Source organism: Streptomyces sp. NPDC043896, from assembly GCF_056435605.1.
Window position 1 is genome coordinate 49,847 of record NZ_JBWKEE010000034.1, and the last position, 19,982, is coordinate 69,828.

Annotated in this window: 15 protein-coding genes and 1 pseudogene; 9 read left to right on the top strand and 7 right to left on the bottom strand. The window is 74.2% G+C overall.

What is annotated here, in order from left to right:
- Positions 1–1,230 carry an acyl-CoA dehydrogenase family protein gene (locus AC069X_RS34490; RefSeq protein ID WP_478735004.1) on the top strand — a complete coding sequence of 410 codons (1,230 nt, stop codon included), beginning with the start codon at positions 1–3 and terminating at the stop codon, positions 1,228–1,230.
- Positions 1,231–1,293: 63 nt separating this feature from the next.
- Here the strand turns inward: AC069X_RS34490 and AC069X_RS34495 are convergent, their stop codons facing one another.
- Complete coding sequence (locus tag AC069X_RS34495; protein ID WP_478735006.1) at positions 1,294–1,716, bottom strand: SRPBCC family protein; 423 nt, start codon at positions 1,714–1,716, stop codon at positions 1,294–1,296.
- A 155-nt stretch (positions 1,717–1,871) separates the two neighbouring features.
- Here AC069X_RS34495 and AC069X_RS34500 point away from each other — a divergent pair, with 155 nt between their 5' ends.
- Positions 1,872–2,057, top strand: a complete 186-nt coding sequence (locus tag AC069X_RS34500; RefSeq protein ID WP_125815414.1) for a DUF5999 family protein — start codon at positions 1,872–1,874, stop codon at positions 2,055–2,057.
- 161 nt (positions 2,058–2,218) lie between these two features.
- Here the strand turns inward: AC069X_RS34500 and AC069X_RS34505 are convergent, their stop codons facing one another.
- Together AC069X_RS34505 and AC069X_RS34510 are read right to left on the bottom strand one after the other, a co-directional pair.
- On the bottom strand, positions 2,219–4,198 hold the full coding sequence (locus AC069X_RS34505; protein ID WP_478735008.1) for an ATP-binding protein: 1,980 nt from the start codon (positions 4,196–4,198) through the stop codon (positions 2,219–2,221).
- A gap of 239 nt (positions 4,199–4,437) precedes the next feature.
- Positions 4,438–5,406, bottom strand: coding sequence for a fibronectin type III domain-containing protein (locus tag AC069X_RS34510; protein WP_478735010.1), 969 nt, complete (start codon positions 5,404–5,406; stop codon positions 4,438–4,440).
- Between the two features lie 427 nt (positions 5,407–5,833).
- Between AC069X_RS34510 and AC069X_RS34515 the strand changes: the two are divergent.
- The 6 genes and pseudogenes from AC069X_RS34515 to AC069X_RS34540 form a co-directional block, all read left to right on the top strand.
- Positions 5,834–6,898, top strand: a pseudogene (locus AC069X_RS34515) (ABC transporter substrate-binding protein); the annotation flags it as partial.
- 341 nt (positions 6,899–7,239) lie between these two features.
- The gene (locus tag AC069X_RS34520; protein ID WP_478735031.1) at positions 7,240–8,205 is read left to right on the top strand and encodes an ABC transporter permease; all 966 of its coding nucleotides are present in this window, start codon (positions 7,240–7,242) and stop codon (positions 8,203–8,205) included.
- Positions 8,198–9,148 (top strand): ABC transporter permease, encoded by a 951-nt coding sequence (locus AC069X_RS34525; RefSeq protein WP_478735012.1) that lies wholly within the window; start codon positions 8,198–8,200, stop codon positions 9,146–9,148. The genes AC069X_RS34520 and AC069X_RS34525 overlap by 8 nt, the downstream gene beginning before the upstream one ends.
- Before the next feature lie 101 nt (positions 9,149–9,249).
- Complete coding sequence (locus AC069X_RS34530) at positions 9,250–10,134, top strand: oligopeptide/dipeptide ABC transporter ATP-binding protein (protein ID WP_478735033.1); 885 nt, start codon at positions 9,250–9,252, stop codon at positions 10,132–10,134.
- On the top strand, positions 10,127–10,786 hold the full coding sequence (locus tag AC069X_RS34535; protein ID WP_478735014.1) for an ABC transporter ATP-binding protein: 660 nt from the start codon (positions 10,127–10,129) through the stop codon (positions 10,784–10,786). The genes AC069X_RS34530 and AC069X_RS34535 overlap by 8 nt, the downstream gene beginning before the upstream one ends.
- A 129-nt stretch (positions 10,787–10,915) precedes the next feature.
- On the top strand, positions 10,916–12,487 hold the full coding sequence (locus AC069X_RS34540; protein WP_478735016.1) for a hypothetical protein: 1,572 nt from the start codon (positions 10,916–10,918) through the stop codon (positions 12,485–12,487).
- Positions 12,488–12,534: 47 nt separating this feature from the next.
- Here AC069X_RS34540 and AC069X_RS34545 read toward each other — a convergent pair whose 3' ends face one another.
- The 4 genes from AC069X_RS34545 to AC069X_RS34560 all read right to left on the bottom strand — a co-directional run bounded on the left by AC069X_RS34545 (position 12,535) and on the right by AC069X_RS34560 (position 18,944).
- On the bottom strand, positions 12,535–16,809 hold the full coding sequence (locus AC069X_RS34545; RefSeq protein WP_478735018.1) for an nSTAND1 domain-containing NTPase: 4,275 nt from the start codon (positions 16,807–16,809) through the stop codon (positions 12,535–12,537).
- Complete coding sequence (locus AC069X_RS34550) at positions 16,809–17,159, bottom strand: CU044_2847 family protein (protein ID WP_478735020.1); 351 nt, start codon at positions 17,157–17,159, stop codon at positions 16,809–16,811. The genes AC069X_RS34545 and AC069X_RS34550 overlap by 1 nt, the downstream gene beginning before the upstream one ends.
- A gap of 135 nt (positions 17,160–17,294) precedes the next feature.
- Positions 17,295–18,221 (bottom strand): ion transporter, encoded by a 927-nt coding sequence (locus AC069X_RS34555; protein WP_478735021.1) that lies wholly within the window; start codon positions 18,219–18,221, stop codon positions 17,295–17,297.
- Positions 18,222–18,533: 312 nt separating this feature from the next.
- Complete coding sequence (locus AC069X_RS34560) at positions 18,534–18,944, bottom strand: DUF5997 family protein (protein WP_478735023.1); 411 nt, start codon at positions 18,942–18,944, stop codon at positions 18,534–18,536.
- A 59-nt stretch (positions 18,945–19,003) separates the two neighbouring features.
- Between AC069X_RS34560 and AC069X_RS34565 the strand changes: the two genes are divergently transcribed.
- Positions 19,004–19,825, top strand: a complete 822-nt coding sequence (locus AC069X_RS34565; RefSeq protein WP_478735025.1) for a LysR substrate-binding domain-containing protein — start codon at positions 19,004–19,006, stop codon at positions 19,823–19,825.
- Positions 19,826–19,982 lie beyond the last annotated feature (157 nt).

Genomic DNA, 19,982 nt, shown 5'->3' on the forward strand with positions numbered 1-19,982 from the left:
ATGGCGGAATTCACCATGGAGCTCAACGACGACCAGAAGCAGGTCCGCGACTGGATCCACGGCTTCGCCGCCGACGTGATCCGGCCCGCGGCCGCCGAGTGGGACGAGCGGGAAGAGACTCCGTGGCCCGTCATCCAGGAGGCGGCCAAGGTCGGCATCTACTCCCTGGACTTCTACGCCCAGCAGTTCTTCGACCCGACCGGCCTCGGCATCCCCATGGCGATGGAGGAGCTCTTCTGGGGCGACGCGGGCATCGCCCTGTCCATCGTCGGCACCGGCCTCGCCGCCATCGGCGTCGTCGCCAACGGCACCGAGGAGCAGATCGGCACCTGGATCCCGCAGATGTACGGGACCCCGGACGACGTGAAGGTCGCCGCGTTCTGCTCCTCCGAGCCCGACGCGGGCTCCGACGTCGGCGCGATGCGCACCCGGGCCGTGTACGACCAGGCCAAGGACGAGTGGGTGCTCAGCGGCACCAAGACCTGGGCCACCAACGGCGGCATCGCCAACGTCCACATCGTCGTCGCCGTCGTCGACCCCGAGCTCGGCACCAAGGGCCACGCCTCCTTCATCGTGCCGCCGAACACCCCCGGCCTGTCCCAGGGCCAGAAGTTCAAGAAGCACGGCATCCGCGCCTCCCACACGGCCGAGGTGGTCCTGGAGGACGTACGGGTCCCCGGGTCCTGCCTGCTCGGCGGCAAGGAGAAGCTGGACGAGAGGCTCGCGCGGGCCCGTGAGCGGGCGGCGGCGGGTGGCGGTGAGCGGGTGAAGAACGCCGCGATGGCCACCTTCGAGGCCTCGCGGCCGGCGGTGGGCGCCATGGCCGTCGGCACGGCGCGCGCGGCGTACGAGGTCGCCCTCGACTACGCGAAGACCCGCACCCAGTTCGGCCGCCCGATCATCGACAACCAGGGGGTGGCCTTCCAGCTCGCGGACATGCGCACGCAGATCGACGCGGCGCGGCTGCTGGTGTGGCGGGCGTCCTGGATGGCGGTCGCGGGCAAGCCGTTCACCTCGGCGGAGGGTTCGATGTCGAAGCTCTTCGCGAGCGAGGTGGCGAAGAAGGTCACCGCCCAGGCCGTCCAGATCCTCGGCGGCAACGGCTTCACCCGGGAGTACCCGGTGGAGCGGATGCACCGGGACGCCGCCATCTACACGATCTTCGAGGGGACGAGCGAGATCCAGCGCCTGGTGATCGCGCGGACGCTCTCGGGCATGCCGATCCGCTAGCCGCGGCCTCACCGGGCCAGGGGCGCGCCCGCCCCCGGACACCCCCGGGCCGCGCCCCGGTCCCTACGGGTGGAGGAGTCTGGTCAGGGCTCGGGCGAAGAGGCGGTGGGCCGTCCAGGCCACCAGGGGGTCCAGGGCGCGGGGGAGGGGGCGCAGGCGGAGGTCCTCGCGCCACAGGGCCTCCGTGCCCCCGCCGGGGGCCGGGCGGAGTTCGATTTCCGCCCAGCCCGTCACCGTCCGGCCGCGCTTCTCCAGCCGGACCAGTCGAGGGGGGTCCCAGACGACGACCTCCATGGGGTCGTCCAGCGTGATGCTTCCCACTCCGGTGCGCGCCGTGAAGCGCGTTCCGGCGCGCGTCGGCGGCTCCGTCTCGATGATCGTCCGGGTCAGCGGCACCTGTGCGCCGTGGCGTTCCCAGTCCGTCAGCCGCTCCCAGGCCTCGGCCGGCGGGAGGGGCGTGCGGCGAATGATCCGGATAACGGGCATGAGCGCATGGTAAGCGGGCATACACACCCTGAACTGGACGTCGAATATGGCTTCCGTCGGAGGGTGGCGATCAGTAATACTCACCGCCACCGTGGATCGCGGATCAGACCGGGTGACCACCGGCCCTCCCGCGCCACACTGCGAGGAGGTGCGCCATGTGCTCCCACCAGCCCCCCTGCCCGCCCGCCGACAGCGCCGACCACGAAGCCGCACGCGTGGTGGCCTCCCATCCCGAACAGGGCTGGAGCCTGCTGTGCAACGGCGTGGTCATCTTCGACGACACCGGTGAACTGCTCCCCGAAGGCCGGACGGTGGAACCCCGTCGGCCGGCCCTGGTCTGAGCGAGGAGGCAGCATGCGCCAGCAGCTGATCCGCAAGCCCGTCCCCAAGCCCGCCCCCCGAGACCTGGACCTGCGCACACCGTCGGGCAGACCCCTCCCGTACTGACGGGAGCCCAGGCATTACGCGGCCCCACCGGCTGCCGCTCGGCCGTACGACGCGGTCAGCCGGTGGGTGCCGCGGCACCGCCCCGGAACGCGGTCTCGTACGCCGCGTCGCCGATCGCCTCCCTGGCCTGCCGTTCGCCCTGGTCCCGCAGGGCCGTCAGCGAGGGGGAGCCCATCTGGGGCCGTCCCACCGTGCGCCACCACGCGTGCGCGGTGCCGAGCAGCCGCGCGGCCAGTTCCCCGTCGCCGAGGGCCGCCACCGCCGCCGCGAGCAGGTCCAGGCCCAGCGCGATGCCGAAGCGGTCGCCGAGCAGCCGCTTGCCGGACAGCATGGCCCGTACGTGCCGCGCGGCCTCGCCGTGCTGGCCCAGCCCGAGCGCCGCGACGGCCAGGACGTAGTCCGCGTACGCCCGCAGCCAGCGCTCGCCCAGGTCGGCACAGGCCTCCCGCAGCCCGTGCGCCTCCTCGGTGGCCTCCTCGAAGCGCCCGAGGTCGCACAGCGCGTACGCCGTGACCAGCCGGCACAGCAGCCGGCCCGCCCCCTCGGCCCGCCCCCCGTGTCCCTCCCGCGCCCGGGGCCCCGCCACCGCGAGCGCCCCCACCGGGTCGCCCGGCATCAGGATCGACACCCCCCGCAGGTAGGCGGCGCGCAGCCGCCGCTCCGGGTCGGCGAGCAGCGCCGCGGCCCGGGTGCACTCGGCGCCCACCGCCTGGGCCCGCGCCATGTCGCCCTGGAGCAGCATCGTCAGCCCGAGCGCCCACTGCGCCTGGACGTGGGCGGGTCCCGGTGCCGGTGCCCCGCGCAGGGCCCGCTCCAGGAAGGCCCGGCCCTCGTGGAGGTGCCCGCACGAGAACCAGAAGAACCACAGGGCCCCGGCCATCTCCAGGGCCGCCGAGGGGTCGGTGCCGAGCAGGTGCTCCAGGGCGGTGCGCAGCTGCGCGTGCTCGGCGCTCATCCTGCGGTACCAGTCGAGCTGGCCCGGCCCCAGCCAGCCCCGTTCGGCGGCCGAGCACAGGGCCGCGTACCAGTGGGCGTGCCGGTCCGCGACGGTCCGTACCTCGTCGAGCTCCGCCAGCCAGTCGTGGCCGAACTCCCGGATGGTGTCCAGCATCCGGTAGCGGGCCCCCGCCCCCCGCTCCTCGGAGCGCCGCACGACGGACTTGGCGACCAGGCCCTCCAGTACCCGTTCCACCCGCGCGGCCGGCAGCGGGCCGCCGGCGCACACGGCCCGGGCGGCGGCCACGTCGAAGTCCCCGCTGAAGACCGACAGCCGGGCCCACAGCAGCCGTTCCACGGGCTCGCACAGCTCGTGGCTCCAGCCGATCGCGGTCCGCATGGTCTGGTGCCGGGGCGGGAGCACGGCGCGGGGGCCGGAGAGCACCTCGAAGCGGGTGCCGAGGCGCTGGGCGATCTGTTCCAGGCTCCACAGCCGCATCCGGGCCCCGGCCAGTTCGAGGGCGAGCGGGATGCCGTCCAGCCGGCGGCACACCTCGGCGGCGGTCCGGGCCCGGTCCGGATCGGCGAAGTCGGCGGCGGCCTGCGGGCCGGCGGCCAGGGCGCGGGCCCGGAAGAGGGCCACTGCCTCGCTGTCGGGGCCCTCGCAGGGGAGCGGGCGGACTTCGAGCACGCTCTCGCCGGGGGAGTCGAGCCGTTCCCGGGAGGTGGTGAGCACCGTCAGGCCGGGTGCGGACTGGAGGAGTTCGCCGGCGAGGTGGCGGACTTCGGCGACCATGTGCTCGCAGGTGTCGAGGACGAGCAGCAGGGCCTTGTCGGCCATCCACGCGCACAGCTCCTCGTCGAGGGGGTGCACGGAGTGGTCGGCGAGCCCGATGGCGTGGGCGACGGTGGTGGTGAGGAGCGCCGGGTCGCGCAGCGGCGACAGTTCCACCCACCAGATCCCGTCGGGCCAGGCGGAGACGGCCCGGGCGCCGCCCGCCGGGGCGGCCCGGCTGTGGCGGGTGGCGGCGCGGAGGGCGAGCCGGGACTTGCCGACGCCGCCGACCCCGGTCAGCGTCACCAGTCTTCGCTCGCCCAACAGGCCGTCCAGGCGCCTGAGTTCGCCTTCGCGGCCGATGAATCCGGCTGCTTCCGGAGGCAGGTTCCCCGGCAGGTTCCGCGGCACGGGGCCCGGGTCCGGTGCGGGGTCCCCGCACGGGGATTCTGTCTGATTGTGGTTGACCGAGTACTCACCGAACACGGATGTATTGTGCGCGATCTTCTTTCGCCGGGTCTGCCGTTCGGGCCGGATCGGCGGCGGGGGCGGCTCCGGCGGGGTCAGCCGGACAGCAGGATCCGCCGCTCCTCGGAGAAGGCCCCCCAGTTGCCGTCGGGCAGCCGGGCGCGCAGTTTCAGGGTCCAGGCCGTCCCGGCCGGTTCGGTCGTGGTGAGCCGGTAGCCGGCCCTGCCCTCGGGTACGGCCCCGGCGCCGAACTGGATGACGGTGACGGGCCGGTCGTTGACGTAGAGCTGGTACTCGGTCGTCGTCCGGCCGGTCTCCGGGGCGGTCCAGCCCAGCTCCACCGCGCCGGGGGAGGCGGTGGCGGTGAACGAGCCGGGCGCCGTGTGCGGGGCCTGGCCGGGGTCGGCCGGTGTGGTCACGGCGACGGGCGGGCCGTCGGGGGAGGAGTTGTCGGAGCCGTCGCGGGCGCGGAGGGTGAACACGTAGGCGGTGCCGGGCTGGAGCCCGGTGACGGTGGTGCTCCCGTCGGTGCCGGGGGCGGTGTGGACACGGATCCCGGCCTGGTAGACGTCGTACGCGGTCACGCCCGTGTCGTCGGCCGCCGCGCCCCACTCCAGCCGGGCGGCGCGGGGCCCCTCGGCGCGCCCGGTGGCGGAGGGCGGTGCGGTGGGGGCCTGGCGGTCCTCGGCCCTGGCCTCCGGCGTGGTCACCTCGGCGGGGGTGCTGAGCGGGGAGCGGTTCCCGGCGGCGTCCTCGGCCCGGACGGAGAAGGCGTAGGCCGTCCGCGGGGTGAGGCCCGTGATGTCCGTCATGGTCTTGTCGGCGGGGAGTTCCCGGACCAGCCGGCCGTCCTGGAACACCTGGTAGCCGCTGACCCCGTCGGCGGTGTCCGGAGCCTGCCACATCACGTGGACCGAGGTGGCGCTGCCCGCCTGGGCGGTGAGTCCGGCGGGGGTGCGCGGGGGGCGGGTGTCGCCGTCCGCGCCGCACGCCGTCAGGGCGGCGGCCAGTCCGAGCGCGAGCGCCGGCGTCCATGCGCGGCGCGGGTCAGGGGTGCCTCGCACGGGACGCCTTCCGGTGGGGGTGTGTGCGCCGGGCCGGCCGCAGGTGGTCTAGACATATATGGCACGGGGGAGGCGGGCCCACAAGACCCCTGCGCCCGGCCGGGCCTCCTGGGGCGGCCGGTCTGGGCGGGTTCGTCTTCGTCTGCTGTTGTCTGGCATTATTGCGATCTCTTTGCAATAACGGATGATTTTGAACAGGGATGTGCACAGCATGACGGCCCGGACAGCACGGGGAGCGGTCGGCGCGACGCTCGCCGCCGCACTCATCACGGGCCTCGCGGCCTGCTCGAACCCCTCGGCGAACGCGTCGGCGGACTCCGCGGTGGTCGGCATCGCGACCGAGCCGGAGAGCCTGAGCCCGCTGCTCGGCTACGGCAAGGACGGCAACTCCAAGATCTTCGACGGCCTGCTCAGCCACGACGCGGACATGAAGCTGAAGCCGGCGCTGGCCGAGGCCCTGCCGGAGGTCTCCGCGGACGGCCGCACGTACACGTACAAGCTGCGCCAGGGCGTGAAGTTCAGCGACGGGGAGCCCTTCTCCGCGAAGGACGTCGAGTTCACCTACCGGACCATCCTCGACCCGAAGACCAACAACGCCTCCAAGACCGAGCTGGACGCCATCGAGAGCGTCACGGCCCAGGGCCCCGACCGGGTCGTCTTCACCCTGAAGTACCCCTACGCCCCCTTCGCCGAGCGGACCGTGCTGCCCATCGCCCCCGAGCACATCGCGGGCAGGCAGGACGTCAACAGCGGCGACTTCACCACGAAGCCCGTCGGCACCGGCCCGTACCTGCTGACCGGCTGGTCCAAGGGCGAGAAGATCAGCTTCAGGGCCAACCCCGGCTACTGGGGCGGCGAGCCCGCGGTGAAGAAGTTCACCATGGCCGTCGTCAAGGACGACGACGTCCGCGCCACCCGGCTGCGCGCCGGGGAGCTGGACGCGGCCATCCTGCCCCCGAACCTCGCCCGGGGCTTCGCCCAGGACAAGGCCCGCAAGACCTTCGCGGCCAAGACCTTCGACTACCGCAACGTGACGATGCCGACCCACCACCCCGTCACCGGTGACGTGGCGGTCCGCCGGGCCCTGGACATCGCCGTCGACCGCCAGGCCATGGTCGACAAGCTCCTCGACGACGCGGGCAAGGCCGCCTACGGCCCCGTCCCGACCGACAGCAGCTGGTTCACCCCGGGCACGGAACGCCCGTACGACCTCGAACGGGCCAAGCAGATCCTCGACGAGGCCGGCTGGAAGCCGGGCGACGACGGCATCCGCGCCAAGGACGGGATCCGCGCCTCCTTCCCGCTCTGGTACACCTCCGGCGACAAGATCCGCCAGGACCACGCGCTGGCCTTCGCCTCCGACGCGAAGAAGGCCGGCATCGAGGTCAAGACCGAGGCCGGGACCTGGGAGGTCATCGAGCCCCGGATGAAGACGGACGCCGTCCTCGCCGGCGGCGGTTCCCCGGCCGACCCCGACTTCGACCAGTACCAGCTGCTCACCTCCTCCCTCGCGGGAGACGGCTTCAACAACATGGCCCAGTACGCCAACCCGGCCGTCGACCGGGCCGTGGCCGACGGCCGCACCAGCGGCGACCCGGCCGCCCGCAAGGCCGCGTACGACACCGTGCAGCGCGAACTCGTCCAGAACCCGGGCTACGTCTTCCTCACCCACATCGACCACCTCTACGTGGTGAACGACAAGTGGGACGGCCCCTCCACCCAGGTCGAACCGCACGACCACGGCCTCGGCTCCGGCCCGTGGTGGAACGTCGAGACCTGGAAGCCGAAGAAGAAGTGACGTTTCGCCGCCGTCCGGCCCCGCCCTGGGGGCCGATGGCGCGCATGGCGGGGCGGCGGACCCTGTCCGCCGCCCCCGTCCTGCTCGCCGTCACCTTCGGCGTGTTCGCCGTCGCCGCGCTGTCCCCCTTCGACCCCGTGAAGGCCTACGCCGGCACCGCCGGGCTCACCGCCTCCCAGGCCGAACTCGACCAGCTGCGCGCCAACCTCGGCGTCGACCGGCCCTTCCCCGCCCGGTGGTGGGACTGGCTCACCTCCGCGCTCACCGGAGACCTCGGCGACTCCGCCGTCATGCGCCAGCCCGTCGCCGACGTCATCGCCGAGCGCGTGGGCTGGTCCGCGCTGCTCGCCGGCTGCGCCTTCGCCGTGGCCGTCCTGCTCGGCACCGCGCTCGGGGTGCTCGCCGCCCGCCGCCGGGGCGGGGCGCTGGACCGGGCCGTGTCCGGCCTCGCCTACACCCTGGAAGCGGCCCCCGCCTTCTGGCTCGGGCTGCTCGCCGTCTGGTTCTTCTCGGTACGGCTGGGCGTGCTGCCCTCCGGCGGGCTCACCGACGCCGCCGACGACACCGTCACCTTCACCGGCGTCGCCTCCCACCTGGTGCTGCCCGCGCTGGTCCTCGGCATCTCCCAACTGCCCTGGTTCTTCCTCTACGTACGCCAGGGCGTCGCCGACGCCCTCGACGAGGACCCCGTACGGGGCGCCCGCGCGCGGGGCCTGTCCGAACGGCGGGTCCTGCTCGGCCACGGGCTGCGCTCCGGAATGCTCCCGATGCTCACCCTCATCGGCTCCCGGGTGCCGGAGCTGATCACCGGCGCCCTGCTGGTCGAGACCGTCTTCAGCTGGCCCGGCATCGCCGCCGCCACCGTCACCGCCGCCACCTCGGTGGACTTCCCGCTGCTGGCCGCGCTGACCGTACTGGCCACCGCCGCCGTACTGGCCGGCAACCTGCTGTCCGACCTGCTGTACGGGCTGGCCGACCCGAGGGTGGGCTTCGATGGCTGATACCGCCCCTTCGCGAGCGGGCGCCACCTCCCCGCGAGCAGGCGCCACCGCTTCGCGAGCAGGCGCCACGGCTTCGCCGGCCGGTACCGCATGGCGGCGGCGCGGCCCGGACCGCCGCTCCACCCGCGCGCTGCGCGTGCGCACCGCCGCCGCCGTCACCGCCCTGCTCACCCTCGCCGTCCTGCTGGTGCCCCCGCTGGTCCAGCTGGACCAGCAGGCCGTCGACCTCTCCGCGAAACTCCTGCCGCCCTCCTGGGAGCACCCGTTCGGCACCGACGACGTGGGCCGGGACCTCCTGCTGCGCTGCGTCTACGGGCTGCGCGTCTCCCTGCTGGTCGGCGTGGTCGCGGCCCTCGTCGCCACCGTGCTCGGCACCGCCGTGGGCGCGGCCGCCGGGGCCCTGGGCGGCCGGACCGACCGGCTCGTCATGCGCGCCGTCGACGCCCTGTCCGCCATCCCGCACCTGCTGCTGGGCATCTTCGTCGTGGCCCTGTTCCGGCCGGGCGTCTGGCCCGTCGTGGTGTCGGTCGCGCTCACCCACTGGCTGTCCACCGCCCGCATCGTGCGCGCCGAGGTGCTCTCGCTGCGCGGCCGCCCCTACGTGGACGCGGCCGTCTCCGGCGGGGCCTCCCGGTGGCGGGTCACCGTCCGGCACCTGCTCCCCGGGGTGCTGCCGCAGGCCGGGCTGGCGGCGGTGCTGATGATCCCGCACGCCATGTGGCACGAGTCCGCCCTGTCCTTCCTCGGCCTCGGCCTGCCCGCCCACCAGGCCAGCCTCGGCACCCTCGTCCAGGGCGGCCGCGGCTCGCTGCTCGCCGGCGACTGGTGGCCCACCCTCTTCCCCGGCCTGCTGCTGATCGTCCCGACGCTGGCCATCGCCGGCCTCGCGGGCGCCTGGCGCGACCGCCTCAACCCCCGCCGCCGCTCGGAGCTGACCCTGTGAGCCCGCACCCCACGCCGCCGCCCCCACCCCCTTCGGGCTCCGCGCGCGGCTCGCGCCCCGATGACGTCCTGCGCGTCGAGGGGCTCTCCGTCCGCTTCCGGATGCCCGGCGGACGGTACGTCGAGGCCGTCTCCGACGCCGCGTTCCGGCTGGGGCCCGGCGAGTGCCTGGCCCTCGTCGGCGAGAGCGGCTGCGGCAAGTCCGTCCTCGCCTCCGCGCTGCTCGGCCTGCTCCCCGGCAACGCCGAGACCGCCGGATCGGCCCTCCTCGACGACGGCCTCGACCTGCTCGCCGCCGACGAGCGGACCCTCGCCCGCACGGTACGCGGACGCCGCGTCGGCCTGGTCCCGCAGAGCCCCGCCGCGCACCTCACCCCCGTCCGCACCGTCCGCTCCCACCTGGAGGAGGCCGTCCGGGAACTCACCGGCCACCGCGACCCCCGCGCGGCCGCCGAAGCCGCCGCGGCCCGCGCCGCCTTCCCCGCGAGCCACCTCGACCGCCACCCCCACCAGCTCTCCGGCGGCCTCGCCCAGCGCGCCGCCACCGCCCTCGCGCTCATCGGGGACGCACCCCTGCTCCTCGCCGACGAGCCGACCACCGGCCTCGACCGCGACCTCGTCGACCGCACCGTCGACGAACTGCGCGCCCACACCCGGGACGCCGGCCGGGCCCTGCTGATGATCACCCACGACCTGGCCGCCGCCCAGCGCATCGCCGACACCGTCGCCGTGATGTACGCCGGCCGGATCGTGGAACTCGGCCCCGCCGACACCTTCTTCGGCAGCCCCGGGCCCCGCCACCCCTACGCCCGCGGCCTGCTCGACGCCCTGCCCGAGCGCTCCTTCACCCCCATCCCCGGCGCCCCGCCCGAACTCGGCGACCTGCCGCCCGGCTGCGCCTTCGCCGCCCGCTGCGCCCTGGCCGACGCCGCCTGCCGGGCCGGCCGGCCCCCGCTGACCGAAGGGGTGGCCTGCCACCGTGCTTGAGCTCCAGGGCATCACCGCCGGCTACGACCGCCGCCGCCCCGTCGTACGGGACGCGCACCTCGCGCTGCACCCCGGCGAAGCCCTCGGGCTGCTCGGGCCCAGCGGCTGCGGCAAGTCCACCCTGGCCCGGGTCGCCGCCCTGCTGCACCGGCCCGACCGGGGGACGGTGGCCCTCGACGGCCGCGCGGTGACCGGCTTCCGGCACCGGGCCCCGCGCTCCCTGCGCACCAGCGTCGGCGTCGTCTTCCAGCAGCCCCGCCTATCCGCCGACCCCCGCCTCAGCCTCTACGACCTCGTCGCGGAACCGCTCCGCGCCACGGGCCGACGTAAGGAAGCGGTCTCCGCCGTCGGCGAGCTCGCCGACCGGGTCGGCCTCGGCGCCGACCTCCTCGCCCGCCGCCCCCACGAGGTCAGCGACGGCCAGCTGCAACGGGCCTGCGTGGCCCGGGCGCTGGTCCTGCGGCCGCGCTGGCTCGTCTGCGACGAGATGACCGCGATGCTCGACGCCTCCACCACGGCCGCCCTGGTCGGGGTGGTCGAGGAGTACCGGAGGGAGACCGGAGCCGGTCTGCTGGCCGTCGGGCACGATCCGGTGCTGCTGCGCAGGTGGTGCGACCGCACGGCGCACTGGAGCGACGTCGCGGACGGCTGACCGACTGTTACGCCTTCGTGAATCATCCGGCTCCTCCATGGACTCCTCGGACGGTGCGATCTAGCGTCTGGCGGCGGCGCGACGTCAGACGCAACGTCAACAACACCGAGGAGCAAGGAGGATGACCGGATGTTCCGAAGAGCGCTGAACTGCGCCGCGGTCCCAGCCGTCGCCGCCCTGACACTGATCGGGGGGATCGCCCCGGCCGCCCAGGCCGAGGAGATCCCCAAGGCCCCGGGCCACCGACTGGTCAGCCACTACGAGGGCGCCCCCGCGGCCCCCGCCCCACTGCCCGGCGAAGCCCCTCCGCAGCACCCCTTCCTCGCCCCCAACGGCCGCAGCGGCATGCACGCGGACGCGGCCGGCAGCGCCACCTCGCCCTGGTCCGGACCGCTCGGCAGGAACCCGCAGGTCACCAGCGAGAAGATCGCCGCCCTCGGCGGCGAGTGCGCCACCGCCACCTTCGACTCGGGGGGCCGCCTCGTCACCGTCTGCGGCACCTTCTCCGGCTTCAAGGTCAAACTCCTGGAGCCCCGCACCCTCGCCACGCTCGCGGAGTACCGGCTCCCGCAGCGCTCTTCCACGGTCGAGGCGATCACCTCGCTCGACTTCGCGAAGATCTTCAAGGACACCTCGGGCGGCGCCTACTTCTACCTGGACGACCAGGACCGCGCGGTGCTCGCCGACTCCCGCCAGCACATCCTGCGCCTCGCCCACTCCCGGAACCCCGACGGGAGCTGGAAGTTCACGGTCGACGACGACTGGGACCTCACCGGCCACGTACCGCACGACTGCGTCAGCTGGACCAACCTGTGGCCCAGCGGCACCTGCGACCCCGTCACCTCCGTCATGCCCGACTGGGACGGCCGCGTCTGGTGGGTCACCCGCCAGGGCCGCGTCGGCACCGTCGACCCCGCCACCTCGCAGATCCGCTCCATCCGACTGGAGGGCGAGGAGATCCAGAACTCCTTCTCGGTCGCCGAGGACGGGGTCTCCATCGTCACCGACCACGCCCTGTACAGCTTCCGCGCCCGCCCCGACGGCACCCCCGAGGCGCAGTGGCGGCAGACCTACGACCGCGGGACCGGGACGAAACCCGGCTCCGTGAACCAGGGTTCGGGCACCACCCCGGACCTGTTCGGCGACGGCTACGTCGCCATCACCGACAACGCCGACGACCGGATGAACGTCCTCGTCTACCGGCGGGGCGCGGACGTCCCCGCCGACCGGCGGCTGGTGTGCAAGGTGCCCGTCTTCGGATCCGGCGCCTCCACCACCGACAACTCCCTGATCACCTGGGGCAACAGCATCGTCGTCGAGAACAACCACGGCTACGAGAACCCCACCTCGCTGCTCCTGGGCAAGTCGGTCGTCGGCGGCGTCAGCCGCATCGACGTCCGCGCCGACGGCAGCGGCTGCGACACGGTGTGGGAGAGCGCGATCCGCGCTCCCTCCGTGGTCCCCAAGCTCTCCACCGCGAACGGGCTGCTCTACTTCTACGAGAAGGAGCCCAACTTCTGGGGCATCGACGCCTGGTACCTCACCGCGGTCGACTTCCGCACCGGTGAGCGCCGCTGGCGGCAGCTGACCGGCACCGGCCCGCTGTACGACAACAACTGGGCGCCGATCACCCTCGGCCCCGACGGCACCGCCTACGTCGGCGTGTTCAACGGCATCGTCGCGGTCCGCGACGGCGGCTGACCTCGCCGTCCCGCACGCGAGCCCCCGCCCGTCCCCCGGGCGGGGGCTCAGTCCTTCAGCGCGGCGCAGGCGTCGGGGCGGGCGCCGGGGGGCAGGAGCCGGCGCTCGGGCCCGGTCAGGGCCCGGCCGGCCAGCTCGCAGGCGCGCTTGCGCCACGCTTCCGGGTCGAGGGACAGCACCTCCACCGCGGACCCGTCCGCCCAGGCGAGCGCGGTGCCGTCCGCCGACCAGTCGGCGGTGGCACCGTAGCCGGGGGTGAAGTGGTGCAGCTCCGTTCCCTTCTCCACGTCCCAGAAGGTGAAGGAGTTGGTCGTGGCGACGGTGCTGAGCCTGTCGGGCGTGGGGAAGCCGTTCAGCCACTGGACCCCCTGGTAGGCGAGGTCCTTCCACTTCTTCGTGTCCATGTCCCGGATCCTGAGGACGCCGTCGGTCGTGACGACGGCGAGGAGGCGCCCGGTCGGGTCGAAGGCCATGTGCCGGGGCGGCCCCTTGTCGGTCCTGAAGGTCTCCACGGCCTCGCCCTTGTCGAAGTCCCAGATCTTGACCTCGTCGCCCCCTGTGCGGACAGCGGCCTGGCGGTGTCCGTGACGGGCCGCGACGAAGACGTCAGACGCCCGCTCGGACAGTTCGGCCGGCTCCTGGACCGGAGGCCGGTACATCTCGCCCGCCCGCGAGCCGGCCTTCAGGTTCCAGCGGGACACGTAGGAGACGGCCGACACCACCGCGTGGTCGTCGCCGTCGTACCAGACGTTGACCCAGGCCGGGGTGCTTCCGGTACGGGGGTCCGCGCGGGCCGGATCAATGCCCGGGGGAGTGGGCAGGGCAAGCCGCCGGGCCTCGGCGAGCGGTTGACCGCCCCCCGCCTTCAGGTCCCACACCAGGACTCCGGCACCGTCGGCCGTGACGGTGAGCAGCCGCCCGCCGTTCGGACTGAACATCGGATGGATCCGGGCGAGCGGGGCGGACGGGCGCACCGCCGCGAGCTGGCCGCGCGTCCTCAGATCCCACAGGCGCAGGGTCGCGCCGTCGGCGTCGACGCTGGCGACCCGGTCGTGGTCCACGTCCACGGTCCGGACCAGACTCGTGAGCATGGCACTGTCGAAGGCGGTCGGCCGGGGCGCCTTGGCGACCGCGACGGTACCGCCCACGCTGATCACCACCTTCATCGCGTCCGGAGGTCCGGTGAGTCCGACGGCCGGCAGCGCAACGGAACCGGCGACGAACTCGTCCTGCTGGACGGGGGCGGGCAGGTCGAGCGTGGAGGGCAGCCCGTCCTGCAGGTCCAGCAGCAGGAACCGGTACCGGCCCATGCTCGTACCGAACCGCTGCACGGGGTTGAGCAGGAAGCGGCCGGTGCGGTCGAGCCGGGGCGTGTACAGCGGGCAGACCAGGCCCAGCCGGCTCGTGGTGTACTGCTTCCTCACCTTCGGCTGCCCGGAGAGGTCCCAGACCTGAAGCACCCCGTCGGCCGTGCACCGTACGAGGGTGGAGCCGTCTCCGCTGACGGTGGTCTGGCCGATCTCCTGGTTCCCCCAGGGGGCCTCGTCGAGGCGGCCGTCGGACAGCCGCCAGCGCACGAGCCTGCCGTTCGCGGCGGCAGGGGATCCCTCGGGGACGATCCGGCCGACCACCGTGCCGTCCGGCCCGAACCAGGCGTGCGAGACGTTCCAGCCGTTCGGGGCGGCGAGCGTCCCACCCGCGCGCGTGCCCTCGGCCGCCTCCCACACCGACACGCCCTCGCCCGGAGAGGCGGCGAGCAGGCGCCGCCCGGAACCGTCGAAGCGGAGGTCCGTCGCCGCCCGGGGGTTCGCGCGTGCCTCGTCCACCCCGCGCAGCTTCACCGGCCGCCAGCTGCCGTCCGGGGCCCGGATGCCCACGGTGACGAGGCCGAAGCGATTGGAAATCGCGACGATGCGCCCGTCGGGTGAAGCGGTGACCAGGTCGGCGCCCTCCCGGATGCTCTTCACCTCCGGCCGGCCCGGCCCCAGGTCCGCCCCGTGGACGTCGCCGGACCCCAGGCCGATGGTGACCCGCTGCCCGTCCTCGCTCAGCACGGCGTGGCGCACCTCGCCGTGTCCCTCGTAGACGATCTGTTCGACGTGGCGCATCCGTACGTACTGCTCGAAGAGCGCGGTCTCCGCCTCGGGCCCCGGGGCCGTGCGGTACGCGGTCGCGCTCATCAGGGCCGAGGTGGCGAGCGAAACGTCGTCCAGCCGGCCCGCCAGCTGTCCGATCTGCGGCGAAGCCGCTCTGCGCAGGTCCTCGTCCAGCTTGCCGTTCGCCCCGTACAGCTGCCAGGAGGCGAGGACGGCAATGACCAGCAGGACGCTCAGCAGGGAGATGGCGGCCTGTCTGACCCGGCGGGAGCGCCGGGCCTGGACCGCCTCCGCGGCGCGGCGGGCCAGCCCCGCGTCGAGGAACTCCTTCTCATCCGAGGAGAGTTCGTCCCCGCGCAGCCGGGTCTGGGCGACGGCGGCGTCCAGCGGCGCGCCCGTCGGGAGCTGGTCGTGGGCCCGGTCCAGCTCCTGCCAGCGCTCCAGGTCGCGCCGGAACCCCGCCCGCCAGGTGAGGAACTCGCGGTCCTGCGCGACCCGGCGGGCCAGGGTGGGCCAGGCTCCGATCAGTGCCTCGTGGGCCAGCTCGACGGTCTGGCCCCGCTGCGGGTCGCCGCCGACGACCAGGATCCGCCGCTCGGCGAGCAGGCCGGCGAGGCGCCAGCGCTCCTCCCCCGCGTCGGAGCGGCGGAGCACCGCGCGCAGCGGGGCCTCGCCGCCCGGCGTCATCCGGACCAGTGCCGTCAGCAGCCGTAGGGCCTCCTCCTCGTCGGCCTCCGCGACACAGGCCCGCCAGGCCGCCTCCGCGTGCCGGCCCAAGGCGCCGCGGACGCCGCCGATGTCCTCGTACGAGGCGAAGCGCAGGCGGCCCATGGCCTGCTCGTCCCACAGCCGCGCCAGTACGAAGCCCAGCAGCGGCAGCGCGCCCGGTTCGGCGCCGGCGTCGTCCAGCATCCGGGTGACGAGGCCCGGGTCGTACGACACGGCGGGGATCCGGACCAGCGGCCGCTGGATGACCTCGGACATCTGGTCCCGGGTCATCGGCAGCAGGGGCCGGACGGCCGCCCGGCCGAGGGCGGGGCCGAGGACGGGGTCCGCGAGGGCGGCCTCCAGGAAGTCGGCCCGGAGGGTGAGCAGCACCCGCAGCCCGGCCGGGTGCGGTGCGGGGAAGAGCAGTGCGGCGGAGTCGTCGTCGCCGGGCCGGCCCTCCGCGAGCAGCGCCTCGGCCTGGTCGAGTACGACGAGCAGCCGCCCGGCCCGGTCGCCGAGGGCCAGCCGGGCGGCGGCGGCCAGGCCGTGCCGGTCCAGGTCCTCCTCCAGCTCGCGGGGCCGCACCGGGCCGCCGCCGAGGCGGGCCAGTTCCGAAGCGAGCGCCGTGCGGACCGGAAGCCCCTCGGCGGCCCGCACCACCAGCACCTCGTACCCCCGGGCGCGCATCCGGGGCGCCACCCCGGCCAGGGCCAGCGAGGACTTCCCGCAGCCGGACGGGCCGACGAGCGCGACGCTGCCGCGCGGGCCGGTGTCCAGCAGGCCGGCGACGTCCCCGGCCTCCGGGTCCCGGCCGAAGTACACCTCCGCGTCGGCCTCCTGGAAGGCGGCGAGTCCCCGGAACGGGGAGGCGGGGCTCACGACGGGGCCGAGCGCGGGGACCTCCGCGATCAGGGTTCGGGTGGGGATCACGAAGCTCTGCCGGTCCCCGGACAGCTGGGCCGCCACCACCATGCCGACGACGGCCCCGGCCGCCTCGTCCCAGACGGGGCTGCCGCTGAAGCCCTTGTCGACCGGGACGCCCTGCTGGTCGGCGCCCGACAGCTGGACCCAGTCCTCGGCGGTCCGGCCGCGCAGCCGGCCCGCGTGCCACACCCCGCCGGGGAAGGCCGCGGGGAATCCGGCGACCCGAACCGGGTGGTCCCACACGCCGGCCGGCGAGGCCATCGCGGGCACGGCAGCGCCGGTGACGGGCGTCCGCAGCCGCAGGACGGCGATGTCCCCGGTGCCGTCCGCCCGCAGCGGGACCCAGTGGTCCACCTCGGCCTCGGTCCGTCCGGCCGCCCCCGACAGGGGCCGGTCCAGCAGCAGGACGCCCGGCGGCGCGGGGATCCGGGTACGCGGGACGCCCAGCGCGTCGGCGACGACGTGCGCGCAGGTGACCGCCAGCCCGGGGGCCACCAGGAAGCCGGCGCCGACCGGCCCGGACGGACCCGCGATCCGGACGATGGCGGACCCGAGCACGGAGTCCGGCTGCGCGGTTCCCCCCGCCGCGGCCATCAGGGGGTGTTCTGCGGGGCCTGGGAGTTCCAGGTCAAGGTCACGCCGAAGTTGGCCTGGGTGGTGGTGCTGGCGATGACGACGTCGGCCTCGGCCGACAGGGAGACCCCGAACTCCAGGGTGATCTCGTCCGGGCGGTGGGCGAGTCCGCTCAGCCGTCCCACGAAGCTGTCGGCCAGCGGCCGGATGCTGTCCACCATCTCGCCGAAGGTCCGCGACGCCCGCGTCACGGAGCCGCCGCCGAGCCCGACCCGCGCCAGCGACTCGTCGACCTCGCGGATCTGCACCCGCAGCACCCCGTCGGTGCCGTCCCCCAGGGGAACCTCCACCGTACGCACCTCGGCACCCATGACCGCCCGCCCTCCCCGCCGCCCGGCGACTCGCTGTCCCGGGCAACTCTTGCACGGGGTAGGGCAGTTGGGGCAAGGCCGTGGGGCTCGTGCGCCGGGGATGGCCGAAACCGAGCCGCCCGCGCGCCGGCCCCGCTACAGGGCCGATTCGAGCTGCCGGTCCGCCGGCCGCTCCCGGTCCGGCGCGGTCGGCGGCGGGACGGACCTGGCCAGGTCGAGGCTCGCCTCCAGGTCGTCCAGCGCGAGGCGGGCCGCCGCGATCCGCTCCCGGACCTCGTCCGCGGGGTCCATGTCCCTCTCCGCGCGCTCCCGCGCCCGCTCGTCCGCCTCCTCCATCTCCCGCGCCTCGTCCAGGGAGTTGAGCACCACCCCGATCAGGACGTTGACCAGCACGAAGGAGGCGAACAGGGCGTACGAGGCGTAGTAGAGGATGCTGAACCGGGAGATCTCCAGCCCCGCCCGGACCGCGTCCGTCAGCCCGTCCAGGGTGGTGAGCAGGAACAGCGTCAGCGCGGCCCGCCCGATCGAGCCGTAGTGCTCCGGGTCGGAGGAGGCGAAGCAGACCCACCCGACCATGGCGTACACGTACACCACCAGTGCGCCGATGAACAGGAAGCTGGCCGTGCCCGGCAGGCTGCGGCCGACCGCGAGAAGCAGGATCCGCAGGTGGGGGAGGAAACGGGCGGTGCGCAGCACCCGGGCGAGGCGCAGCAGCCGCAGCACGGTGGTGTTCTCGCGCAGGAAGGGCAGGAAGGAGGAGACGACGATCAGCAGGTCGAAGACGTTCCACGGGTCCCGGAAGAATGCTTTCGGCCGGTCGGCGTGGGCACCCAGGCGCAGCAGCATCTCCAGCGCGAAGAGGGCGAGGCAGGACTGCTCCGCGATCCGGAGGGCCTGGCGGTGGTCGGCGGCCAGCCCGCTGTACGTCTCCATGCCCATCAGCGTCGCGCTGAACAGGATGACGGCGAAGACGCCCATCCCGAAGGGCGGGGCCTCGGTGATGCGGCGGCAACGGTCGGCAAGTCTCCTTCGGCCGGATCCGGCCGGCGTGGGGTCCGTCATCTCGTCCCTCGTACTCGTGTGGCTCATGGTCGGCGTGGCGCGGACCGGCGCGGGGCGGGGGCGTGCGCGCCGGTCCGTACCCGTCTAACGCCGTACAGCCGAACGGGTTTCAGGCACTCCGCGAACCGGCGGAACCGGGCGGCGCCACACCGCCGGCCCGGAGGGCGCCGATCAGGGCCCACGAGGCGAGCCCGGTCACCCCGGCGGCCCCGGCCCTCGTACGGGACGCCGGGCGGGCGGGGAGACGCGAAGCGGCCGGGCCGGGTCCCTGGAGGACCCGGCCCGGCCGCCGTCGGTGTGCCTTGTGCGGGATCAGGAACGCGCCTGCTTCTCGGCGCGCCGAGCGGCCTCCTGCGCCTGCTTCTCCTTGATCCGCACCGATTCCTTGCGGACCTCGGCCTGGGTGGAGCGCTCCTTCTGGAGCCACTCCGGGTTCTCCTGCTTGATGGCCTCGATCTGCTCGGTGGTGAGCGCCTCGGTGATCCCGCCGCGCGCGAGACCGGCGATGGAGACGCCCAGCTTCGCGGCGACCACCGGACGCGGGTGCGGGCCGTTGCGCCGCAGCTCCACCAGCCAGGCCGGCGGCTCGGCCTGGAGTGCGTTCAGCTCGGTGCGCGAGACGACACCCTCCTGGAACTCTGCGGGGGTGGCCTCGAGGTACACACCCAGCTTCTTCGCCGCGGTCGCGGGCTTCATCGTCTGGGTGCTCTGGTGCGACGTCATGGTGTCAAGGGTATTCGAGCATGTGCGCTGGCTCCGACCACGGCGGGTAACCTGGCGGGGTGACAGGCTCGGATGCATCCCCTTCGTTCAGGCTCGCCTACGTCCCCGGAGTGACGCCCACGAAGTGGGTGCGGATCTGGAACGAGCGGCTGCCCGACGTCCCGCTGACCCTCGTCGGCGTGCCCGCCGCCGAGGCGCTCGCCGCGCTGCGCACCGGCGACGCCGACGCCGGGTTCGTACGGATGCCCGTGGACGGCGAGGACCTCAGCGCGATCCCCCTCTACACCGAGACGACCGTCGTGGTGGTCCCGAAGGACCACGTCGTGGCCGCCGTGGAGGAGATCACCGCCGAGGACCTGGCCGACGAGATCGTGCTGCACCCCCTCGATGACGTCCTCCCCTGGGAGACCCTGCCCGGGCGCCCCGCCTTCGAGCGCCCCGCCACCACGGCCGACGCCGTCGAGCTGGTCGCGGCCGGCATCGGCGTCCTCGTCGTCCCGCAGTCCCTCGCCCGCCTGCACCACCGCAAGGACCTCACCTACCGGACGGTCTCGGACGCCCCCGCCTCGCGGATCGCGCTGTCCTGGCCGGAGGAGAAGACCACCGACCTGGTGGAGGAGTTCATCGGGATCGTCCGCGGACGCACCGTGAACAGCACGCGCGGCCGGCAGCCCACCCCGCCGCAGCCCAAGCAGCGCAAGGCCGCCGGCGGCACCGCCGGGAAGACCGGCGGGAAGCCGGGCGCCAGGACGGGCGGCGGCGCCAAGGCCGGCACGGGCAAGGCGGGCGGCGGCGGCCGGACCGCGGGCAAGCCCGCCGCCCGGTCGGGCGGCAAGCCCGCCGCCAAGCGGAGCGGCGGCAAGCCGCGCGGACGCCGCTAGGGCCTGTCGTCAAACTGCCGTCGTCGCCCGGAGGGCGGGGCAGACGGAAGTTTGACGAAAGGCCCTAGGTGTATTGACCCGCAGGGTTGTTAACTCGGCTGATGGGCGGGTGGCCGCCCAGTGCGGTGTGGCAGCGGTGGTGGTTGTAGGTGTGGAG

Excerpts from the sequence above, each read along its gene's own strand:
- AC069X_RS34490 (WP_478735004.1), top strand. The coding sequence starts at position 1 with ATGGCGGAATTCACCATGGAGCTCAACGACGACCAGAAGCAGGTCCGC.
- AC069X_RS34495 (WP_478735006.1), bottom strand. The coding sequence starts at position 1,716 with ATGCCCGTTATCCGGATCATTCGCCGCACGCCCCTCCCGCCGGCCGAG.
- AC069X_RS34500 (WP_125815414.1), top strand. The coding sequence starts at position 1,872 with ATGTGCTCCCACCAGCCCCCCTGCCCGCCCGCCGACAGCGCCGACCAC.
- AC069X_RS34520 (WP_478735031.1), top strand. The coding sequence starts at position 7,240 with ATGGCGCGCATGGCGGGGCGGCGGACCCTGTCCGCCGCCCCCGTCCTG.
- AC069X_RS34525 (WP_478735012.1), top strand. The coding sequence starts at position 8,198 with ATGGCTGATACCGCCCCTTCGCGAGCGGGCGCCACCTCCCCGCGAGCA.
- AC069X_RS34530 (WP_478735033.1), top strand. The coding sequence starts at position 9,250 with ATGCCCGGCGGACGGTACGTCGAGGCCGTCTCCGACGCCGCGTTCCGG.
- AC069X_RS34540 (WP_478735016.1), top strand. The coding sequence starts at position 10,916 with ATGTTCCGAAGAGCGCTGAACTGCGCCGCGGTCCCAGCCGTCGCCGCC.
- AC069X_RS34545 (WP_478735018.1), bottom strand. The coding sequence starts at position 16,809 with ATGGCCGCGGCGGGGGGAACCGCGCAGCCGGACTCCGTGCTCGGGTCC.
- AC069X_RS34550 (WP_478735020.1), bottom strand. The coding sequence starts at position 17,159 with ATGGGTGCCGAGGTGCGTACGGTGGAGGTTCCCCTGGGGGACGGCACC.
- AC069X_RS34555 (WP_478735021.1), bottom strand. The coding sequence starts at position 18,221 with ATGACGGACCCCACGCCGGCCGGATCCGGCCGAAGGAGACTTGCCGAC.
- AC069X_RS34560 (WP_478735023.1), bottom strand. The coding sequence starts at position 18,944 with ATGACGTCGCACCAGAGCACCCAGACGATGAAGCCCGCGACCGCGGCG.